Source organism: Chitinophaga costaii, from assembly GCF_900094705.1.
Taxonomy (GTDB): Bacteria; Bacteroidota; Bacteroidia; order Chitinophagales; family Chitinophagaceae; genus Chitinophaga; species Chitinophaga costaii.
In genome coordinates this window covers 575,790-591,665 of record NZ_FMAR01000001.1, presented here as the reverse complement: position 1 = coordinate 591,665, position 15,876 = coordinate 575,790, and the positions used below count along the sequence as shown (strand labels likewise).

Below are 15,876 nucleotides of genomic sequence, written 5' to 3'. Positions count from 1 at the left end.
ACATTAAAAACCTATATTTATGTGATTTGCATTAAAGATTAAACGATTTAGCACAAATATTATCTAATAAAACAATGAATTTGCCGGTTTTATGCCGTAGATTTAAGCAATCGCATCATATTGTTTCTATTTTAATATACCTGTATTGATCCACCAACTTATCCGCTTTTTATGAAGTCTGTTTCTATTTCGGCGCCGGTAACGGCAAGCAGGGGGATGAGCCCCATTGCTATTATCGGGATGTTATTTTTCATTTTTGGTTTTGTAACCTGGATGAATTCGGTGCTGGTACCTTACCTGCAAATTGCCTGTGAGCTGTCTACTTCCATGGCTTTCCTGGTTACCTCTGCTTTTTATATCGCTTACGTAGTGATGGCGGCCCCCTCTACCTGGATACTAAAAGTGTTTGGCTTTAAAAACGGCATGGCCGTGGGGTTGCTCATCATGGCGGTGGGAGGACTGATTTTTATTCCCGCCGCGCTATCCCGCACGTACTTATTATTTTTGATTGGCCTTTTTGTGCAGGCTACCGGTATGACGGTGCTGCAGGCGGCTTCCAATCCTTATATCACCATTTTAGGGCCTACAGAAAGCGCGGCTAAACGGATGAGCATTATGGGCATTTGTAACAAGGTGGCCGGTGTGCTGGCGCCCATTGTACTGGGTGCCGTAGTGCTGGAGAAAGCAGACGACCTGAAGGCCGCACTGGAACATATGACCCCCCTACAAAAAGTAGCAGAACTGGATGCCATGGCCGCTAAGGTAATATTGCCCTATACCGTGATCATTATAGTACTGGTCATCCTGTCTGTCGTTATCTATTTTTCCTCCCTGCCCGAAATAAAATTGGAAGCAACAAAAAGTACCGGTGCCGACGCTGTAGAGATAGAAAAAACCAGTGTGTTCCAATATCCTCACCTGGTGTTGGGCGTACTGGCCCTGTTCTTTTATGTTGGCGTGGAGGTGATTGTAGGCGATTCTATCATTAAGTATGGCAACACCCTTAATATAAAACTGGAAACGGCCAAATATTTCACGGCCTGCGCCCTGGGTGCTATGGTGGTGGGTTATGTAATTGGAGTAGTATGCATCCCTAAATATTTCTCCCAGCAGAAAGCCCTGGTGGTGAGCGCCATACTGGGACTGCTTTTTACCACGGGCGCACTAGTTACCAGTGGATATGTTTCTGTGGCCTTTATTGCTTTGCTGGGCCTGGCCAATTCACTGATGTGGCCTTCCATCTGGCCATTGGCCCTGGCGGATTTGGGTAAGTTTACCAAAACGGCTTCTTCCTTGCTCATTATGGGGATTTCAGGTGGTGCCGTGTTTCCCTGGTTATATGGCCAGCTAGTAGATTATCTTCAGCATCACACGGGTCAGGACATTGGCCACGCCAGCCGCTATGCTTACGCGATTATGTTGCCTTTGTATTTATTCATCTTTTATTTCGCCACCAGTGGTTACAAGGCTGGGAAAAAAATATTGAAAGTTGCGTAAAAACAAACAGGGTGTGCCGGAAAAGGTACACCCTGTTTGTTTTAAAACGTGCCGCCCGCACCGCCCCCGCCGCCACTGCCGCCGCCATAATCAAAGTGGCTGCCCTCGCTATGCGCGGGCGCATGAATGGTTTGGGTAATGATGAGCGCTTCCAATTGTAATTTTCCAAAGCGTGACGCATTTTGTTCCGGTTCATCGGAGAAACCGTGTTTGGGCGTTTTGAGATAACGGATAAGCATATACGTAATACCTACCAGCAACAATCCTCCCAGCAACAAGGCCCACTCAAATGGCAGGAGGTGGTGATAGTACCGGATGGTAAACACTGCCGCTGCCACCAATATCAAACTGGTACGTATTAAAATGGCATCCTTGTTTTTAATACCAAAATAAAGATATACCAAGGGTACTACCGTAGAAAATAACCAGAATAGCCAGCCCAGGGCAATGGGGCTATCCGTATCATCATACTGGCCCTGTATGGCGGCATGGGCAGTACTGACGGTATAATAATTCCCCGCTGCATAAAACGCCAGCAGGCATAATGTGAGCAGTACAGGGGCTATATGCCGGTAATAGTGTAACGCTGGTAAAGTAACTGCACGCTTCACCCCGAAATAAAATAACAACGATGCGGCCATCAGCGCAAACGGCAATATACTGCTGCCTATGTGGGATAAGTGAAGGCATCCAAAGAAAATAATGGCCAGCACAGCCAGCAGGCATACGGCGGCCATCACGCTATCCGCCGTGCGGGCAGTGGCCAGTGCACTGATTATAAACACCATTACGCTTATCTGCAGGGAGGAGGGATTTATAGCCATGACAAGCCCCGATAATAAAAGACCCGCGCCAGACCACAGCAGTGCGTCGTCTACGCCGGAGCGATAGTGTTTGTTCTGCTGCACCATCAGCTCCATAGCCCCGTAGGCACATAGTCCGGATACGATCATCAATCCATTAAATATCTGTTCGCCGCCGTTAGAAAGCATGACGAGCGAAAAGAAACCTAATACAAAAAAAACGATGATAGTGGTAAGGAAAAACAAGCTTATGCGGATAAACAGGTTTGGTGTGTAAAACCCCGTGGGATAAGCCTTTTCAATGGCTGCTTTTTCCTCGCTGCTGATGCATTTCAATTGGAAGGCCGTAGTGGCATCTTGCTGTATGTCCAGGTTGTCCAGTCCGTTTTTACTATAAATGAGCATGCGCTTTCAGTTTTTTGTGCCAGTGAATGAGTAAAAATATCAGTCCGCAGGCAGATGCAATAAAATATAAAATCCCGCCGTACACCCATACCATATCGCCCGACGGTTGCAGTGCAATGATGCTCCGTATCAGGAAGGTGCTGGTGCCCAGGTATCCGTATAGGGCCAGTACCACCAGGAAATAAAACGAATGATCCTTGAACGCCAGCCTGTAAAAATAATAAGCCCCACCCATCATCATCAGCCACCAAATGGGAAAGGAGTCATCCGGTAGCAATAGGCCTGCATACGTGGAGATGAAAAATAAATGTGCGCCGAAATTATGGTAGGTAAATGAAAAATGCGCCTTGCGTTGCAGCACCCGCGAGGCCCAGCCGGCCAGGATAAGTGCCACAGACAGTGCTAGCGCCTTCACGATAAAAAATGAGTCCTGGAAGGCATTGGCCTGCAAGATGGTGAGCGGTGTAAGCGCAATGCCCACCCAGGCTGCCAGGTTGGTAATGGCCATGCTCAGGATGCCCAAGTGATCGAAGTAATAGGCACATGCAAACAAAAGAGCCATCGGTACAAACACCGCTAGTCCGTAATGGGTACCGAATAGCGAATATTGGAACTGCACATAAGCCACGAGGGTAATCAGCAGTAAGCACGCCAGCAAAACGATGTAATCGAATAAAGAATCCGGCGCATCCACTTTGGTCCAGGCAAACGGTCTTTTCTTTTTACTGGCATAATAAAAACAGCCGGCGCAGGCCAGGGCAATCAGCCCAATGATCACATCGTGACCAATAGTATTAATGTTTTTATACACCAGCACACCCAGCCCCCCGCTCACGAGCAAGATGCCGAGATACAACAGGCTGCGAAGTTCCCAGTGTATGGAGAAGTGGCGTGTACTTTCTGTTAGGGTTACTTTTTTAAAAGATTCCTCAGTAATAAGCCCGGCATCATAATGCTGCCGGAAACGGTTTAAGTCCATGGTCAAAAAAATTGTTTGCAATGGGTTAAATGTACAACTTTGGTAGACATGCTACCTGCTGCAAGGATTTACCAAGCACATTACCACCATCATCCTCGCCGGCGGCACAATGGGAGCGGCCTGGTAAGTCACATAGATTTCCTAAAAATCTAAAAAATACTTTGATAATTAAGAATAGTTATTACTTTTGTGCCATCATGAAAGCAAATACGCACATCCATCATCACCATCATATCTTACCAATGGGTAGGCTGGGATGATATTGTGCTCCACAATATATTGACATTCAAGGGCTTACCGACAAGGTAGGCCCTTTTTGTTTTAGCGCCTATTCAACGCCGTTTAAAGAAACATCTTAAACAATTACTAGTTATGTCTGCCAAGCTAAAGATCGCAGTACAGAAGTCGGGCCGCCTGCACGACGATTCCATGAAACTCCTTAAAGAGTGTGGTATAGACGTGAACAATGGCGTGAACCGCCTGAAAACGGAAGCCAGCAATTTCCCTTTAGAACTTTTTTTCCTGCGTGACGATGATATTCCGCAATACGTGGAAGACGGCGTAGCCGACATCGGCATCGTGGGAGAGAATGTAGTCTTTGAAAAGCAAAAACAGGTAAAGGTAGTAGAGAAGCTGGGCTTTGGTAAATGCCGCCTCTCGGTAGCCGTACCTAAATCTATGGAATATAACGGCGTCAATGATTTGCAACAGCTACGCATAGCCACTTCCTATCCCGTGATCGTGGCCAACTACCTGGAACAGCATCACGTAAAAGCAGACATCCACGAGATCAGCGGATCTGTGGAGATTGCACCAGGCATTGGGCTGGCCGATGCTATTTGCGATCTGGTGAGCAGTGGTTCTACCCTGTTTATGAATGGATTGAAAGAGGTGGAGGTAATGCTGCAATCGGAAGCCGTATTGGTGGCAGGCAGCAAGCTTTCAGACGATCAGCAGCAACTGCTGGATAAATTATTATTCCGCATGCGCGCTGTGCGTAAAGCAAAGAACAATAAATACATTTTACTCAATGCTCCTAATTACAACCTAGAAAAAATCATTAGCCTGCTACCCGGCATGAAAAGTCCTACCGTACTGCCTTTGGCGGAAGAAGGCTGGAGCTCTGTACACAGTGTACTCAATGAAAATGAATTCTGGGACATTATTGAAAGTCTCAAAGCAGCCGGCGCACAGGGTATCCTGGTAGTGCCTATTGAAAAAATGATCATTTAAAATCTGTAACATGCAGACCGTTCAATACCCGGATAAAAAAGATTGGGCCGCCCTGCTGCAACGTCCTGCTATGGACACCGCTGCCTTGGAAAGCAAGGTAGCGGCCATTCTACAGGCCGTACAACAAGAAGGCGATGCCGCCGTGAAGTTTTATGCTAAACAATTTGACCAGGTAGAACTGGACAATGTACAGGTAAGCAGTGCCGAATTTGCCGAAGCTTCGGCTATGGTAGATCCAGCGCTGAAGCAAGCTATTTTGCAGGCCAGCCAAAACATAGCACGTTTTCACAAAGCGCAGCAGGAAGTTGCTGCTGTTATAGAAACCATGCCCGGTGTGCAATGCTGGCGAAGATCGGTGGCTATTGATAAAGTAGGGCTTTACATTCCCGGTGGCTCTGCCCCGTTGTTTTCCACCATCCTCATGCTGGGTATTCCCGCCAAGATAGCGGGTTGCCGCGAAATTGTGCTGTGCACGCCTTCCAATGCAAAGGGCCAGTTACCCCCTGTCATTTTATTTACGGCCCAGGCCATTGGCATTGATAAAGTATATAAGATAGGCGGTGTACAAGCCATTGGCGCCATGGCCTACGGCACGGAAACGGTGCCTAAAGTGTATAAGATATTTGGACCCGGCAATCAATATGTAACAGCGGCCAAACAATTGGTGAACAAGGCCGGCACGGCCATCGATATGCCCGCCGGCCCATCGGAAGTAGCCGTGCTGGCCGATGAAACCTGTGTACCCGCTTTTGTGGCCGCCGATCTTTTATCACAGGCAGAACATGGTGCAGATAGCCAGGTATTGCTGGTTACAAACTCGCCCCAGGTTATTCAAGATGTGGAAGCTGCCGTGAAAGCGCAATTGCTGGCCTTACCCCGGCAGCAAACTGCCAGCCTGGCGCTGAACAACAGCAAACTGATACTGGTGCATAACCTGGACGAAGGTATGGAGCTGCTCAATGAATATGCGCCCGAACACCTCATCATAGCCTGCAAAGAGGAGGAAGCGCTGGCCGGAAAGGTGATCAATGCAGGATCTGTGTTCCTTGGTAATTACTCTCCGGAAAGTGCCGGCGATTATGCCTCCGGCACTAATCACACCCTGCCTACCAACGGCCATGCCCGCGCTTACAGCGGCGTTTCGCTCGATAGTTTCCTGAAAAAGATTACCTACCAGCGCCTGAGCAGGGAAGGCTTGCAGCAGATAGGAGCCACCATAGAACAGATGGCTGCGGCGGAAGGGCTGCTGGCACACAAACAAGCTGTGACCATCCGCTTAAATTATTAATTCATTTTTAAACGTATCCCGATGTTCGACCTTAATCTCGTACTCAGAGATAATATAAAACGCCTCACGCCCTACGCTTCCGCCCGCGATGAATTTAAGGGAGAAGCCAGCATCTATCTCGATGCCAATGAAAACAGCTTCGGCTCCCCCTTGCCGGTGGCTTATAACCGCTATCCCGATCCCATGCAGTGGAAACTGAAATACAAGATAGCAGATATTAAAGGCGTACCGCCGCAAAATATTTTTATAGGCAATGGCAGCGATGAGGCCATCGACATTTTGCTACGCGCCTTCTGCAATCCTGGGATAGATAACGTAATTCTTTGTCCACCCACCTATGGCATGTACGAAGTGAGTGCCAATATCAACGACGTGACCATCCGCAAAGTAAGCCTCACGGAAAATTTTCAACTGGACTTGCCCGCTATAGAAAGCGCCATCGACGCCCATACAAAGCTCATTTTTCTATGTTCGCCCAATAACCCTACCGGCAATGCGCTGAACCGGGAAGACATGGAAATGATCCTGAGCAATTTCGACGGTATTGTAGTGGTAGACGAAGCTTACATTAACTTCTCCCGCCAGCATTCCTTTATCCAGGAACTCACAGAGTATCCCAACCTGGTGGTGATGCAGACCCTCTCCAAAGCCTGGGGCCTGGCGGCTTTGCGCGTGGGCATGGCCTTTGCCAGCGAGGATATCATTACCGTGTTCAATAAAGTAAAACCTCCTTACAACATAGGTCAGGCTACGCAGGATCTAGCCTTGCAGGCACTGGAAAATGTGGAACAGGTTAATACGTGGATCAAAGAAACCGTGCATGAACGCTCGCTGCTGGTGAGCCGCCTGTCTGCTTTGCCGCAGGTGCTGCACATTTATCCCAGCGATGCCAATTTTATCCTGGCCAAAACCATCGATGCCAACGGGATTTATGATCACCTGGTAACTGATGGCATCATTGTGCGCAACCGCTCCAAGGTGGAGCTTTGCGCCGGCTGCCTGCGCATAACCGTGGGTACGCCCAACGAAAATACCGCCCTGATCGAAGCGATCGGCGCTTTCCAATCCTCTTCTTCTGTGCTTAAAAATTAGTTGCATGAAACGTGTACTCTTCATCGATCGCGATGGTACCATGATCAAAGAAGTGCCGCCTACCTACCAGATAGATAGCCTGGAAAAGGTGGAATTTTATCCCAAGGTATTTACCTACCTGGGCAAGATTGCCGCAGAGCTAGACTATGAGCTGGTACTGGTCACAAACCAGGATGGCCTGGGTACGCCCAGCTTCCCGGAAGATACCTTCTGGCCGGCCCATAATTTTGTGATGCATGCATTTGCCAATGAAGGGGTGGTGTTTGCAGCTGCATGCATAGACCGCTCTTTGCCGGCAGATCATGCACCCACCCGTAAGCCGGGCACTGGCATGCTTACCAAATATTTTGGGGCAGACTACGACCTGCAAAATTCCTTCGTGATCGGTGACCGCATTACGGATGTAAAACTGGCGAAAAACCTGGGTGCTAAAGCCATCTGGATCAATGAAGGCAATGGCTTGGGACAGGCAGAATTACAGCCCGATGAGCTGGAAGCACTGCGCCACACCATTGCCCTGGAAACTACCGACTGGGCTAAGATCTATGAATTCCTGAAACTGGGCCTGCGCACGGTTACGCATACACGTACTACCAAAGAAACCGATATTACGGTAAGCCTGAACCTGGACGGCAGCGGCAAGGCCAATATTCATACCGGCCTGGGTTTTTTCGACCATATGTTGGAACAGATAGCCCGCCACGGCGGCATAGACCTTACCATAAAGGCCAAAGGCGATTTGCACATCGATGAGCATCACACGATAGAAGATACCGGCATTACGCTAGGGGAAGCCATGGCAAAGGCACTGGGCGACAAGCGCGGCATAGAGCGGTATGGATTCCTGCTGCCCATGGACGATTGCCTGGCACAAGCGGCGATAGACTTTGGCGGCAGGGCCTGGCTGGTGTGGGAGGCCACTTTTAACCGGGAAAAAATAGGGGAGATGCCCACCGAAATGTTTTATCATTTCTTTAAATCCTTCTCCGATGGATCACGTAGTAACCTGAACATCAAGGCCGAAGGGCAGAATGAGCATCATAAGATAGAAGCCATCTTCAAGGCCTTTGCCAAAGCCATAAAAATGGCCGTACGCCGCGATCCTATGCACATGCAATTGCCCAGTACCAAAGGGCTGCTGTAAGGTAAACGCCCGCTGCCAGCAAGGGAAAGCCGCCAGGATAACAGCTGCTACCAGTCGTGTTTAAAAAAATTTGCATTTTCGGGAAAAACGTTCCATATTTGTTCTCGCTATGCAAAATAACATGACAAATAAATATTGGTGGTGGCACGGTATCGATTTAAGATAACTGTGTTCAGTGCTATGTCTATTTCCAAGATATGATAGGAAGGCTCGCTAACACAGCGGGCCTTTTTCTTTTTTGCTCAATATCAACTCTAAGCTTTTATCAACTATGCGGATCATCCAGGTAAAAACAAGGTATAAGCAAATGCTGGCAGATGTGTTTACGCCCGTAGGCATCTACTTGCGGCTACGCGATAAATTTCCAGGCACCATCCTGCTGGAGAGTACCGATTATCGCGCCAGTGAGAACAGTTTCTCCTTCATCGGCGTGAAGCCCATTGCCGGTATTGAAGTTACTTCTACCAACGATTTTGAATTTAAATACCCCAATCAACCGGTAGAAAGAAAACAACTCAAAGACAAACAGTCTGTACTCAATGAACTGGATGCCTTCCTGAAAAGTTTTGTATTCAGCGATAAATCGCCCATACCGGTTACGGAAGGTCTTTTTGGATATAGCGCCTTTGATGCGGTGCAGTTTTTCGAAAAGATTTCCTTTAACCATGGCAAACAAAACGATGCTACCATTCCGTTGATGCGTTACCGTTTCTATCAATACGTGATCGCCATCAATCATTTCAAGGATGAACTGTATATCTGTGAAAACCAGATAGCCGGTGTGGATAGCGAGTTTGAGCAGATAGAAGCATTGATAAAACATAAAGACACGCCCACCTACCATTTTGAAGTAGCTTCCGAAGAGCAAAGCAACATGACCGATGATGCCTTTATAAAAATGGTGGAACAGGGCAAACAACATTGTTTCCGGGGCGATGTGTTCCAGGTGGTGCTATCCAGGGCCTTCCAGCGGTCATTTAAAGGCGACGAATTTAATGTGTACCGCACGCTTCGTTCCATTAACCCCTCGCCCTATCTTTTTTACTTCGACTATGGCGATTACAAATTAATGGGTTCTTCGCCCGAAGCACAGTTGGTCATCAAAGATCATAAAGCCACCATACACCCGATAGCTGGCACTTTCCGCCGCACTGGCGACGATGTGCAGGACAAAATACTGGCAGATAAACTGCTGAAAGACCCGAAAGAAAATGCAGAACATGTAATGCTGGTAGACCTGGCCCGCAACGACCTGAGCCGCAACGCCACCGAAGTGCAGGTAGAGAAAGACCGGCAGGTGCAATACTATTCGCACGTGATACACCTGGTGAGCGAAGTAACCGGCAAAATCCCGGCAGACACCAACCCCTTTTCCTTACTGGCTGCCACTTTCCCGGCAGGTACCTTGAGCGGCGCGCCCAAATACCGCGCTATGCAGATCATAGACCAATACGAACCTACGGCCCGTGGTTTTTATGGAGGGTGTATTGGCTTCGTGGGGTTCAATGGAGAGTTTAACCACGCTATCATGATCCGCTCTATGCTCAGTAAAAGCAATACCCTTTACTACCAGGCTGGTGCCGGTGTGGTGGCCAAGTCGGTTGCCTCCTCCGAGCTGGAAGAAGTAAACAATAAACTGAACGCATTGAAACAAGCCATCCTGCTGGCACAAACGATCTGACATGAACATCCTGGTATTCGATAACTACGACTCTTTTACCTACAACCTGGTACACCTGGTGGAGAAGATCACCCACCAGAAAGTAACTGTGATCCGCAACGATGAAATTCCGTTGGAGCAGGTAAAGGAATACGATAAAATCATCCTTTCGCCCGGCCCCGGCATTCCTGAAGAAGCGGGCTTACTACTGCCATTGATCAAAACCTATGCGCCTACTAAATCTATCTTTGGCGTATGCCTGGGCCTACAGGCCATTGGGCAGGCTTTTGGCGGCAACCTTATTAACCTCACCGATGTATATCATGGCGTAGCCACAGATATTAATGTAACCAACCGCGCCGGCCGCCTGTTCAACGAACTGCCAGACCGCTTTGCCGTAGGACGCTACCACAGTTGGGTAGTGGATGAAAAAAGCCTGCCTACCGAGCTAACCGTTACGGCCAGGGACGATGAGCAATTTGTAATGGCCCTGCAACATACCCGCTACGATGTAAGCGGGGTACAATTCCACCCGGAAAGCGTACTCACGCCCAATGGGGAGCAGATACTGCGCAACTGGCTGAAAGCCTGATGCAGTAGAGGTTTTAAGGAAATGATTTTTATCCCGTCTTAGCATAGTTTAACATGAAAAAGATACTCAACTATTTATTCGAACATAAAACATTTAGCCGCGCACAGGCCAAAGATATTCTCACGCAGATATCCAACGGCGTGTTCAATGAAAGCGAACTGGCAGCTTTTATGACGGTGTTTCTTATGCGCAGTATCACGATCAACGAGTTGCTGGGCTTCCGAGATGCCTTGCTGGAACTGTGCGTGCCAGTGCATTTGAACGGGCATGCGGTGCTGGATATTGTAGGTACTGGAGGCGATGCAAAGAACACCTTTAATATTTCTACCCTGTCTTGTTTTATCGTGGCGGGCGCTGGCGGGCAAGTGGCCAAACATGGTAACTATGGTGTGTCTTCCGTGAGCGGCGCATCTAATTTGATGGAAATGGCCGGCTACAAGTTCAAAAGCGATCCGGAAAAACTAAAAACAGAACTGGAACAAACCGGCGTATGCTTCCTGCATGCACCCTTATTTCACCCCGCCCTGAAAAACGTGGCCAGCGTGCGCCGCCAGTTAGGCGTGCGTACCTTCTTTAACATGCTGGGGCCGTTGGTAAACCCAGCCTTTGCCCAGCATCAACTTATTGGGGTGTACAGCCTGGAAATGGCGCGGGTGTACAACTATCTCTTCCAGCAAACCGATAAAGACTTTGTGATTGTACATAGCCTGGATGGCTACGATGAAATTTCCCTCACCAGCGACACTAAGGTGATAGATCGCCATGGGGAGAAAGACCGTACACCGGAAGAACTGGGCCGGCGCCGCGTATCGCCCGAAGATATTTTTGGGGGCAATACCGTAGCAGATGCCGCAAAAATCTTCATGAAGATTTTGAAGGGCGAAGGTAGCTGGGCGCAGAACGCCGTAGTGCTGGCCAATGCTGCCATGGGATTGCATTGCATGGGCAAGTACCCTACCTACGACGAATGTTTTCAGGCAGCCATTACCTCCCTGGAATCGGGTGCCGCCCTGGGCGTATTTAATAAACTGATTTCTTTGCAATCTTTATAATTGAATTATGAAAGACATCCTGGCGGAAATTGTGGCGTATAAACGTACCGTGGTAGCAACGGCCAAGCAACAGCGCCCGGTGCAAGCACTCGAAAATGAACCCTTGTTTAACCGTGCTGGGTTATCGCTGGTAGACTTTTTAAAACAGCCACAGAAGTCTGGCATCATTGCAGAATATAAACGCCGCTCCCCCTCCAAAGGGGTCATAAACGATCACTCGCCGGTGGAAGAAGTAACCCAGGCCTACGCTAATGCTGGCGCCAGCGGACTTTCTATCCTTACGGATGATCATTTCTTTGGCGGTAGTCCGGAAGACCTCACCCAAGCGCGTGCGCTGGTGGAAGTGCCGATTTTGCGCAAGGATTTTATAGTGGATGAATACCAGGTGCTGGAAGCCAAAGCCATTGGGGCAGATGTAATCCTGCTGATCGCAGAATGTTTAACCAAAGAGGAGGTGCAACGCCTGTCCACTACCGCCCATAACCTGGGCCTGGAAGTATTGCTGGAAATGCATACGGAAGCGCAGCTACAAAAGGTGTCAGACTATGTGAACATGGTAGGTATTAATAACCGCGACCTGGTGACCTTCCGCGTAGATATAGACCGCTCCATTGCCCTGGCAGCACAGCTTCCAGCAGGTAAAGTAAAGGTAGCGGAAAGTGGTATTGATAACATAGACACCATTATCACCCTGCGCAATGCAGGCTTCTCCGGATTCCTGATGGGCGAACATTTCATGAAGCAGAAAGACCCCGGTGCCGCTTTCCTGGATTTTGTAAATGCCCTCGCACAAAAAAAAGCCAGATGAAAATAAAAGTATGTGGCATCACCCGGCTGGAAGATCTGGAAACATTGTCCCGCTTGGGCGTTGAGTATGCCGGCCTCATTTTTTACGAACGTTCGCCCCGCTACATGGGTCACCAACTGGCCGCTGCCGACGTAAAAAAAACAGCGCCCCATCTGGCCAAAGTAGGCGTGTTCGTCAATGAAACGCTGGAGTCGGTGCTGGACCGGGTAACCGGTTATGGCCTGCAACTGGTGCAGCTACATGGCGACGAAACGCCCGAATATTGCGCCACGCTGGCCCAGTATGTGCCGGTGATTAAAGCTTTTCGTATAGCCGATACCGTGTCATGGGATATTATGAAGCCTTACACAAAGGTGGTCGATTACTTTCTGTTCGATACCGCCAGCAAAGCGGGTTATGGCGGCACCGGTCATCAGTTTAACTGGACGGTGCTGGACGACTATCCTTTTGAAGTGCCTTTCTTCCTGAGCGGCGGCATTGGTGCATCAGCGGTAGGCGCATTAAAATCCCTGCGATGGCCCCGGCTTTATGCCGTAGACGTAAACAGTCGCTTTGAAACATCACCCGGCATTAAAGATCTTAACGCGGTACAGGCCTTTATTACGGCCCTTTCCTCCACTCAAAATCACTAGCAGATGAAGATCGCTGAAAATACATTTAACTCTCCCTACCAGGCCGATAAAAATGGCTTCTATGGCAGGTTTGGGGGTGCTTATATTCCTGAAATGCTGTATCCCAACGTGGAAGAGCTGCAACTCAAATACAAGGAGATCCTGGCTGATCCCTCCTTCCAGGAGGAATTCCAGCAACTACTCACCGACTATGTGGGCCGCCCTTCTCCTTTGTACCTGGCCAAAAGGCTGTCCGAAAAATATGGTGGTCATATTTACCTCAAGCGCGAAGACCTGAACCACACGGGTGCACACAAGATAAATAACACCGTTGGCCAGATCTTACTGGCCAAACGCCTGGGCAAAAAACGCATCATCGCCGAAACCGGCGCAGGTCAGCACGGTGTAGCCACGGCTACCGTATGTGCTTTGATGAATATGGAGTGCGTGGTGTATATGGGCAGTGTAGACATTAAAAGACAAGCGCCCAATGTGGCCCGCATGAAAATGCTGGGTGCCACCGTGGTACCCGCCACCAGCGGTAGCGAAACGCTGAAAGACGCCACCAACGAAGCTATCCGCGATTGGATCAATAACCCGGTAAACACGCATTACATCCTCGGCACCGCCGCAGGCCCACATCCTTATCCAGACATGGTGGCCCGCTTCCAGTCGGTGATCAGTGAAGAGATCCGGAAACAGCTCCTGGAAAAAACCGGGAAGGAAATACCCGATTATGTAGTGGCCTGCATTGGCGGCGGTAGTAACGCCGCAGGCGCTTTTTATCACTTCCTCGACGAGCCTTCCGTGCGACTTATCGCAGTGGAAGCTGCCGGCCATGGCAACGACAGCGGCGAATCTGCCGCCTCCACCGTGCTGGGAAAAGTAGGATTGATACATGGTGCCAAAACCTTGCTCATGCAAACCGATGACGGGCAGATCACTGAGCCTTACTCCATTTCGGCAGGCCTGGACTATCCCGGCATTGGTCCCATGCATGCCCACCTGTTTGAGAGTGGCCGCGGCACCTTCCTCAGCGCTACCGACAACGAGGCCCTGGCCGCCGCTTTTGAGCTGACCCGCCTGGAAGGCATTATTCCCGCACTCGAATCATCGCACGCCGTGGCCAAACTGAAAGACCTGGCCCTGCGGCCCGAAGAGGTGGTAGTCGTGTGCCTGAGTGGCCGTGGCGATAAGGATATGGAAGCCTATATCCGGAATCTCGACAAATTTTAGGACCAGGTATTTATTTGACAAACACGTACAACACAATGCTGGCAAAAGATGCCCACCATCATTTAAACACATTGCACCTTGTACATAACATCATATGGCTATGAACAGAATAGACCAGTTATTCGCTCAGAAAAAGCAAAACGTACTGAATGTGTACTGCACGGCAGGGTTTCCCACATTGGAAAGTACCCTGCCCGTGATGCAGGCCTTGCAAAGTGCGGGTGCAGACCTTATTGAGCTGGGCATGCCCTTTTCCGATCCCCTGGCCGATGGTCCAGTGATCCAGGATAGCAGCACCCAGGCATTGAAAAATGGCATGACGCTGGCCCGGCTTTTTGAACAATTAAAGGATTTTCGTAGCAGCATACAGCTTCCTGTGATCCTGATGGGCTACCTGAATCCCATCCTGCAAATGGGGGTGGAAAATTTCTGCCGCCAATGCGCCGCCGTGGGCGTAGATGGCCTTATCCTGCCGGAACTGCCCCTGCCCGAGTATGAAAAGGAATACCAGGCCATTTTTGAAAAATACGGCCTGTACCTGATCTTCCTGGTAACACCCGAAACCAGCGAAGCCCGGCTGCGCCGCCTGGATGCCGCCAGCAAGGGTTTCCTGTATGCTGTGTCTTCTTCCTCCACTACCGGCAAGGATAAAGACATGGGCGACCAAACCGCCTACTTCCGGAAATTACAGGCTTTACACCTGAAAAACCCGGTACTGATCGGCTTTGGCATTAAAGATAAAGGTACTTTTACAACGGCTTGCACCTACAGCAACGGCGCCATTATCGGTACGGCTTTCATTAAAGCCATCGCAAACGCCAACGACGCTTTGCCAGCCACCGTCAAATCTTTCATACAGGGTATCATCGCATAACACATGAAAACAGTAATCATTAAATACAATGCCGGCAACATCCGCTCCGTACAGTTTGCATTGGAAAGACTGGGGGTGAAAGGCATCGTTACAGACAACCCGGAGCAGATCCAGTCTGCCGATAAGGTGATATTTCCCGGCGTAGGAGAGGCCAGTACCGCCATGCAATACCTGCGCGAACGCAAGCTAGACCAGGTAATCACCCACCTCCAACAGCCGGTATTGGGTATTTGCCTGGGCATGCAATTGCTTTGCAAACACTCCGAAGAAAACAATGCCACCTGCCTCGGCATTTTTGATGTGGAAGTGAAAAAATTCCAATCACCAGTACCTAACGGTCTGAAAATACCACAGATCGGCTGGAACAATATCACGGGCCTGTACAGCACCTTGTTTGAGCATGTACCGGAAAACACCTACGTATATTTCGTGCATAGTTATTATGCAGCGTTAAGCCCGCATACGGTGGCTACTACCAACTATGTGATTAATTATAGCGCTGCCCTGCAAAAAGATAATTTTTACGCCGTGCAGTTCCACCCCGAAAAATCGGCGGAACACGGACAGCGCATCATAGAAAATTTTTTGAAACTATAAAAGGC

General features: G+C 49.3%; 15 protein-coding genes. 13 read left to right on the top strand and 2 right to left on the bottom strand.

Annotation, left to right across the window (positions count from 1 at the left end):
- Positions 1-171 precede the first annotated feature (171 nt).
- The gene (locus GA0116948_RS02200; RefSeq protein WP_089708560.1) at positions 172-1,497 is read left to right on the top strand and encodes a sugar MFS transporter; all 1,326 of its coding nucleotides are present in this window, start codon (positions 172-174) and stop codon (positions 1,495-1,497) included.
- A gap of 41 nt (positions 1,498-1,538) precedes the next feature.
- Here the strand turns inward: GA0116948_RS02200 and GA0116948_RS02195 are convergent, their stop codons facing one another.
- Together GA0116948_RS02195 and GA0116948_RS02190 are read right to left on the bottom strand one after the other, a co-directional pair.
- Positions 1,539-2,705, bottom strand: coding sequence for a hypothetical protein (locus GA0116948_RS02195; protein ID WP_089708558.1), 1,167 nt, complete (start codon positions 2,703-2,705; stop codon positions 1,539-1,541).
- Positions 2,692-3,684, bottom strand: a complete 993-nt coding sequence (locus GA0116948_RS02190) for a DUF2157 domain-containing protein (protein WP_089708556.1) — start codon at positions 3,682-3,684, stop codon at positions 2,692-2,694. Before GA0116948_RS02190 ends, GA0116948_RS02195 begins: the two co-directional genes overlap by 14 nt.
- A 372-nt stretch (positions 3,685-4,056) precedes the next feature.
- On the opposite strand from GA0116948_RS02190, the gene hisG reads away from it, so the two are divergent.
- The 12 genes from hisG to hisH all read left to right on the top strand — a co-directional run bounded on the left by hisG (position 4,057) and on the right by hisH (position 15,871).
- The gene (gene hisG, locus GA0116948_RS02185) at positions 4,057-4,917 is read left to right on the top strand and encodes an ATP phosphoribosyltransferase (RefSeq protein WP_089708554.1); all 861 of its coding nucleotides are present in this window, start codon (positions 4,057-4,059) and stop codon (positions 4,915-4,917) included.
- A gap of 10 nt (positions 4,918-4,927) precedes the next feature.
- Complete coding sequence (hisD, locus tag GA0116948_RS02180) at positions 4,928-6,205, top strand: histidinol dehydrogenase (RefSeq protein ID WP_089708552.1); 1,278 nt, start codon at positions 4,928-4,930, stop codon at positions 6,203-6,205.
- 21 nt (positions 6,206-6,226) lie between these two features.
- Positions 6,227-7,297, top strand: a complete 1,071-nt coding sequence (gene hisC / locus GA0116948_RS02175) for a histidinol-phosphate transaminase (RefSeq protein WP_089708550.1) — start codon at positions 6,227-6,229, stop codon at positions 7,295-7,297.
- Positions 7,298-7,301: 4 nt separating this feature from the next.
- Positions 7,302-8,441, top strand: a complete 1,140-nt coding sequence (hisB, locus tag GA0116948_RS02170; protein WP_089708548.1) for a bifunctional histidinol-phosphatase/imidazoleglycerol-phosphate dehydratase HisB — start codon at positions 7,302-7,304, stop codon at positions 8,439-8,441.
- A 271-nt stretch (positions 8,442-8,712) separates the two neighbouring features.
- Positions 8,713-10,122 (top strand): anthranilate synthase component I family protein, encoded by a 1,410-nt coding sequence (locus GA0116948_RS02165; RefSeq protein WP_089708546.1) that lies wholly within the window; start codon positions 8,713-8,715, stop codon positions 10,120-10,122.
- Between the two features lies 1 nt (position 10,123).
- Entirely contained in the window at positions 10,124-10,693 is a 570-nt protein-coding gene (locus GA0116948_RS02160; protein ID WP_089708544.1) for an anthranilate synthase component II, read from the top strand.
- 53 nt (positions 10,694-10,746) lie between these two features.
- The gene (trpD, locus tag GA0116948_RS02155) at positions 10,747-11,745 is read left to right on the top strand and encodes an anthranilate phosphoribosyltransferase (protein WP_089708542.1); all 999 of its coding nucleotides are present in this window, start codon (positions 10,747-10,749) and stop codon (positions 11,743-11,745) included.
- 7 nt (positions 11,746-11,752) lie between these two features.
- On the top strand, positions 11,753-12,553 hold the full coding sequence (gene trpC / locus GA0116948_RS02150) for an indole-3-glycerol phosphate synthase TrpC (RefSeq protein ID WP_089708540.1): 801 nt from the start codon (positions 11,753-11,755) through the stop codon (positions 12,551-12,553).
- Positions 12,550-13,185 carry a phosphoribosylanthranilate isomerase gene (locus GA0116948_RS02145; protein ID WP_089708538.1) on the top strand — a complete coding sequence of 212 codons (636 nt, stop codon included), beginning with the start codon at positions 12,550-12,552 and terminating at the stop codon, positions 13,183-13,185. The genes trpC and GA0116948_RS02145 overlap by 4 nt, the downstream gene beginning before the upstream one ends.
- 3 nt (positions 13,186-13,188) lie before the next feature.
- A complete protein-coding gene (gene trpB, locus GA0116948_RS02140) occupies positions 13,189-14,400 on the top strand; it encodes a tryptophan synthase subunit beta (RefSeq protein ID WP_089708536.1) in 1,212 nt (403 codons plus the stop codon).
- A gap of 100 nt (positions 14,401-14,500) precedes the next feature.
- A complete protein-coding gene (gene trpA / locus GA0116948_RS02135; RefSeq protein WP_089708932.1) occupies positions 14,501-15,274 on the top strand; it encodes a tryptophan synthase subunit alpha in 774 nt (257 codons plus the stop codon).
- A gap of 3 nt (positions 15,275-15,277) precedes the next feature.
- On the top strand, positions 15,278-15,871 hold the full coding sequence (gene hisH, locus GA0116948_RS02130; RefSeq protein ID WP_089708534.1) for an imidazole glycerol phosphate synthase subunit HisH: 594 nt from the start codon (positions 15,278-15,280) through the stop codon (positions 15,869-15,871).
- The last annotated feature ends 5 nt before the right edge of the window (positions 15,872-15,876 follow it).

What these genes read in the sequence shown, in the direction of transcription:
- GA0116948_RS02200 (WP_089708560.1), top strand. Translation starts at nt 172, where the DNA reads ATGAAGTCTGTTTCTATTTCGGCGCCGGTAACGGCAAGCAGGGGGATG.
- GA0116948_RS02195 (WP_089708558.1), bottom strand. Translation starts at nt 2,705, where the DNA reads ATGCTCATTTATAGTAAAAACGGACTGGACAACCTGGACATACAGCAA.
- GA0116948_RS02190 (WP_089708556.1), bottom strand. Translation starts at nt 3,684, where the DNA reads ATGGACTTAAACCGTTTCCGGCAGCATTATGATGCCGGGCTTATTACT.
- hisG (WP_089708554.1), top strand. Translation starts at nt 4,057, where the DNA reads ATGTCTGCCAAGCTAAAGATCGCAGTACAGAAGTCGGGCCGCCTGCAC.
- hisD (WP_089708552.1), top strand. Translation starts at nt 4,928, where the DNA reads ATGCAGACCGTTCAATACCCGGATAAAAAAGATTGGGCCGCCCTGCTG.
- hisC (WP_089708550.1), top strand. Translation starts at nt 6,227, where the DNA reads ATGTTCGACCTTAATCTCGTACTCAGAGATAATATAAAACGCCTCACG.
- hisB (WP_089708548.1), top strand. Translation starts at nt 7,302, where the DNA reads ATGAAACGTGTACTCTTCATCGATCGCGATGGTACCATGATCAAAGAA.
- GA0116948_RS02165 (WP_089708546.1), top strand. Translation starts at nt 8,713, where the DNA reads ATGCGGATCATCCAGGTAAAAACAAGGTATAAGCAAATGCTGGCAGAT.
- GA0116948_RS02160 (WP_089708544.1), top strand. Translation starts at nt 10,124, where the DNA reads ATGAACATCCTGGTATTCGATAACTACGACTCTTTTACCTACAACCTG.
- trpD (WP_089708542.1), top strand. Translation starts at nt 10,747, where the DNA reads ATGAAAAAGATACTCAACTATTTATTCGAACATAAAACATTTAGCCGC.
- trpC (WP_089708540.1), top strand. Translation starts at nt 11,753, where the DNA reads ATGAAAGACATCCTGGCGGAAATTGTGGCGTATAAACGTACCGTGGTA.
- GA0116948_RS02145 (WP_089708538.1), top strand. Translation starts at nt 12,550, where the DNA reads ATGAAAATAAAAGTATGTGGCATCACCCGGCTGGAAGATCTGGAAACA.
- trpB (WP_089708536.1), top strand. Translation starts at nt 13,189, where the DNA reads ATGAAGATCGCTGAAAATACATTTAACTCTCCCTACCAGGCCGATAAA.
- trpA (WP_089708932.1), top strand. Translation starts at nt 14,501, where the DNA reads ATGAACAGAATAGACCAGTTATTCGCTCAGAAAAAGCAAAACGTACTG.
- hisH (WP_089708534.1), top strand. Translation starts at nt 15,278, where the DNA reads ATGAAAACAGTAATCATTAAATACAATGCCGGCAACATCCGCTCCGTA.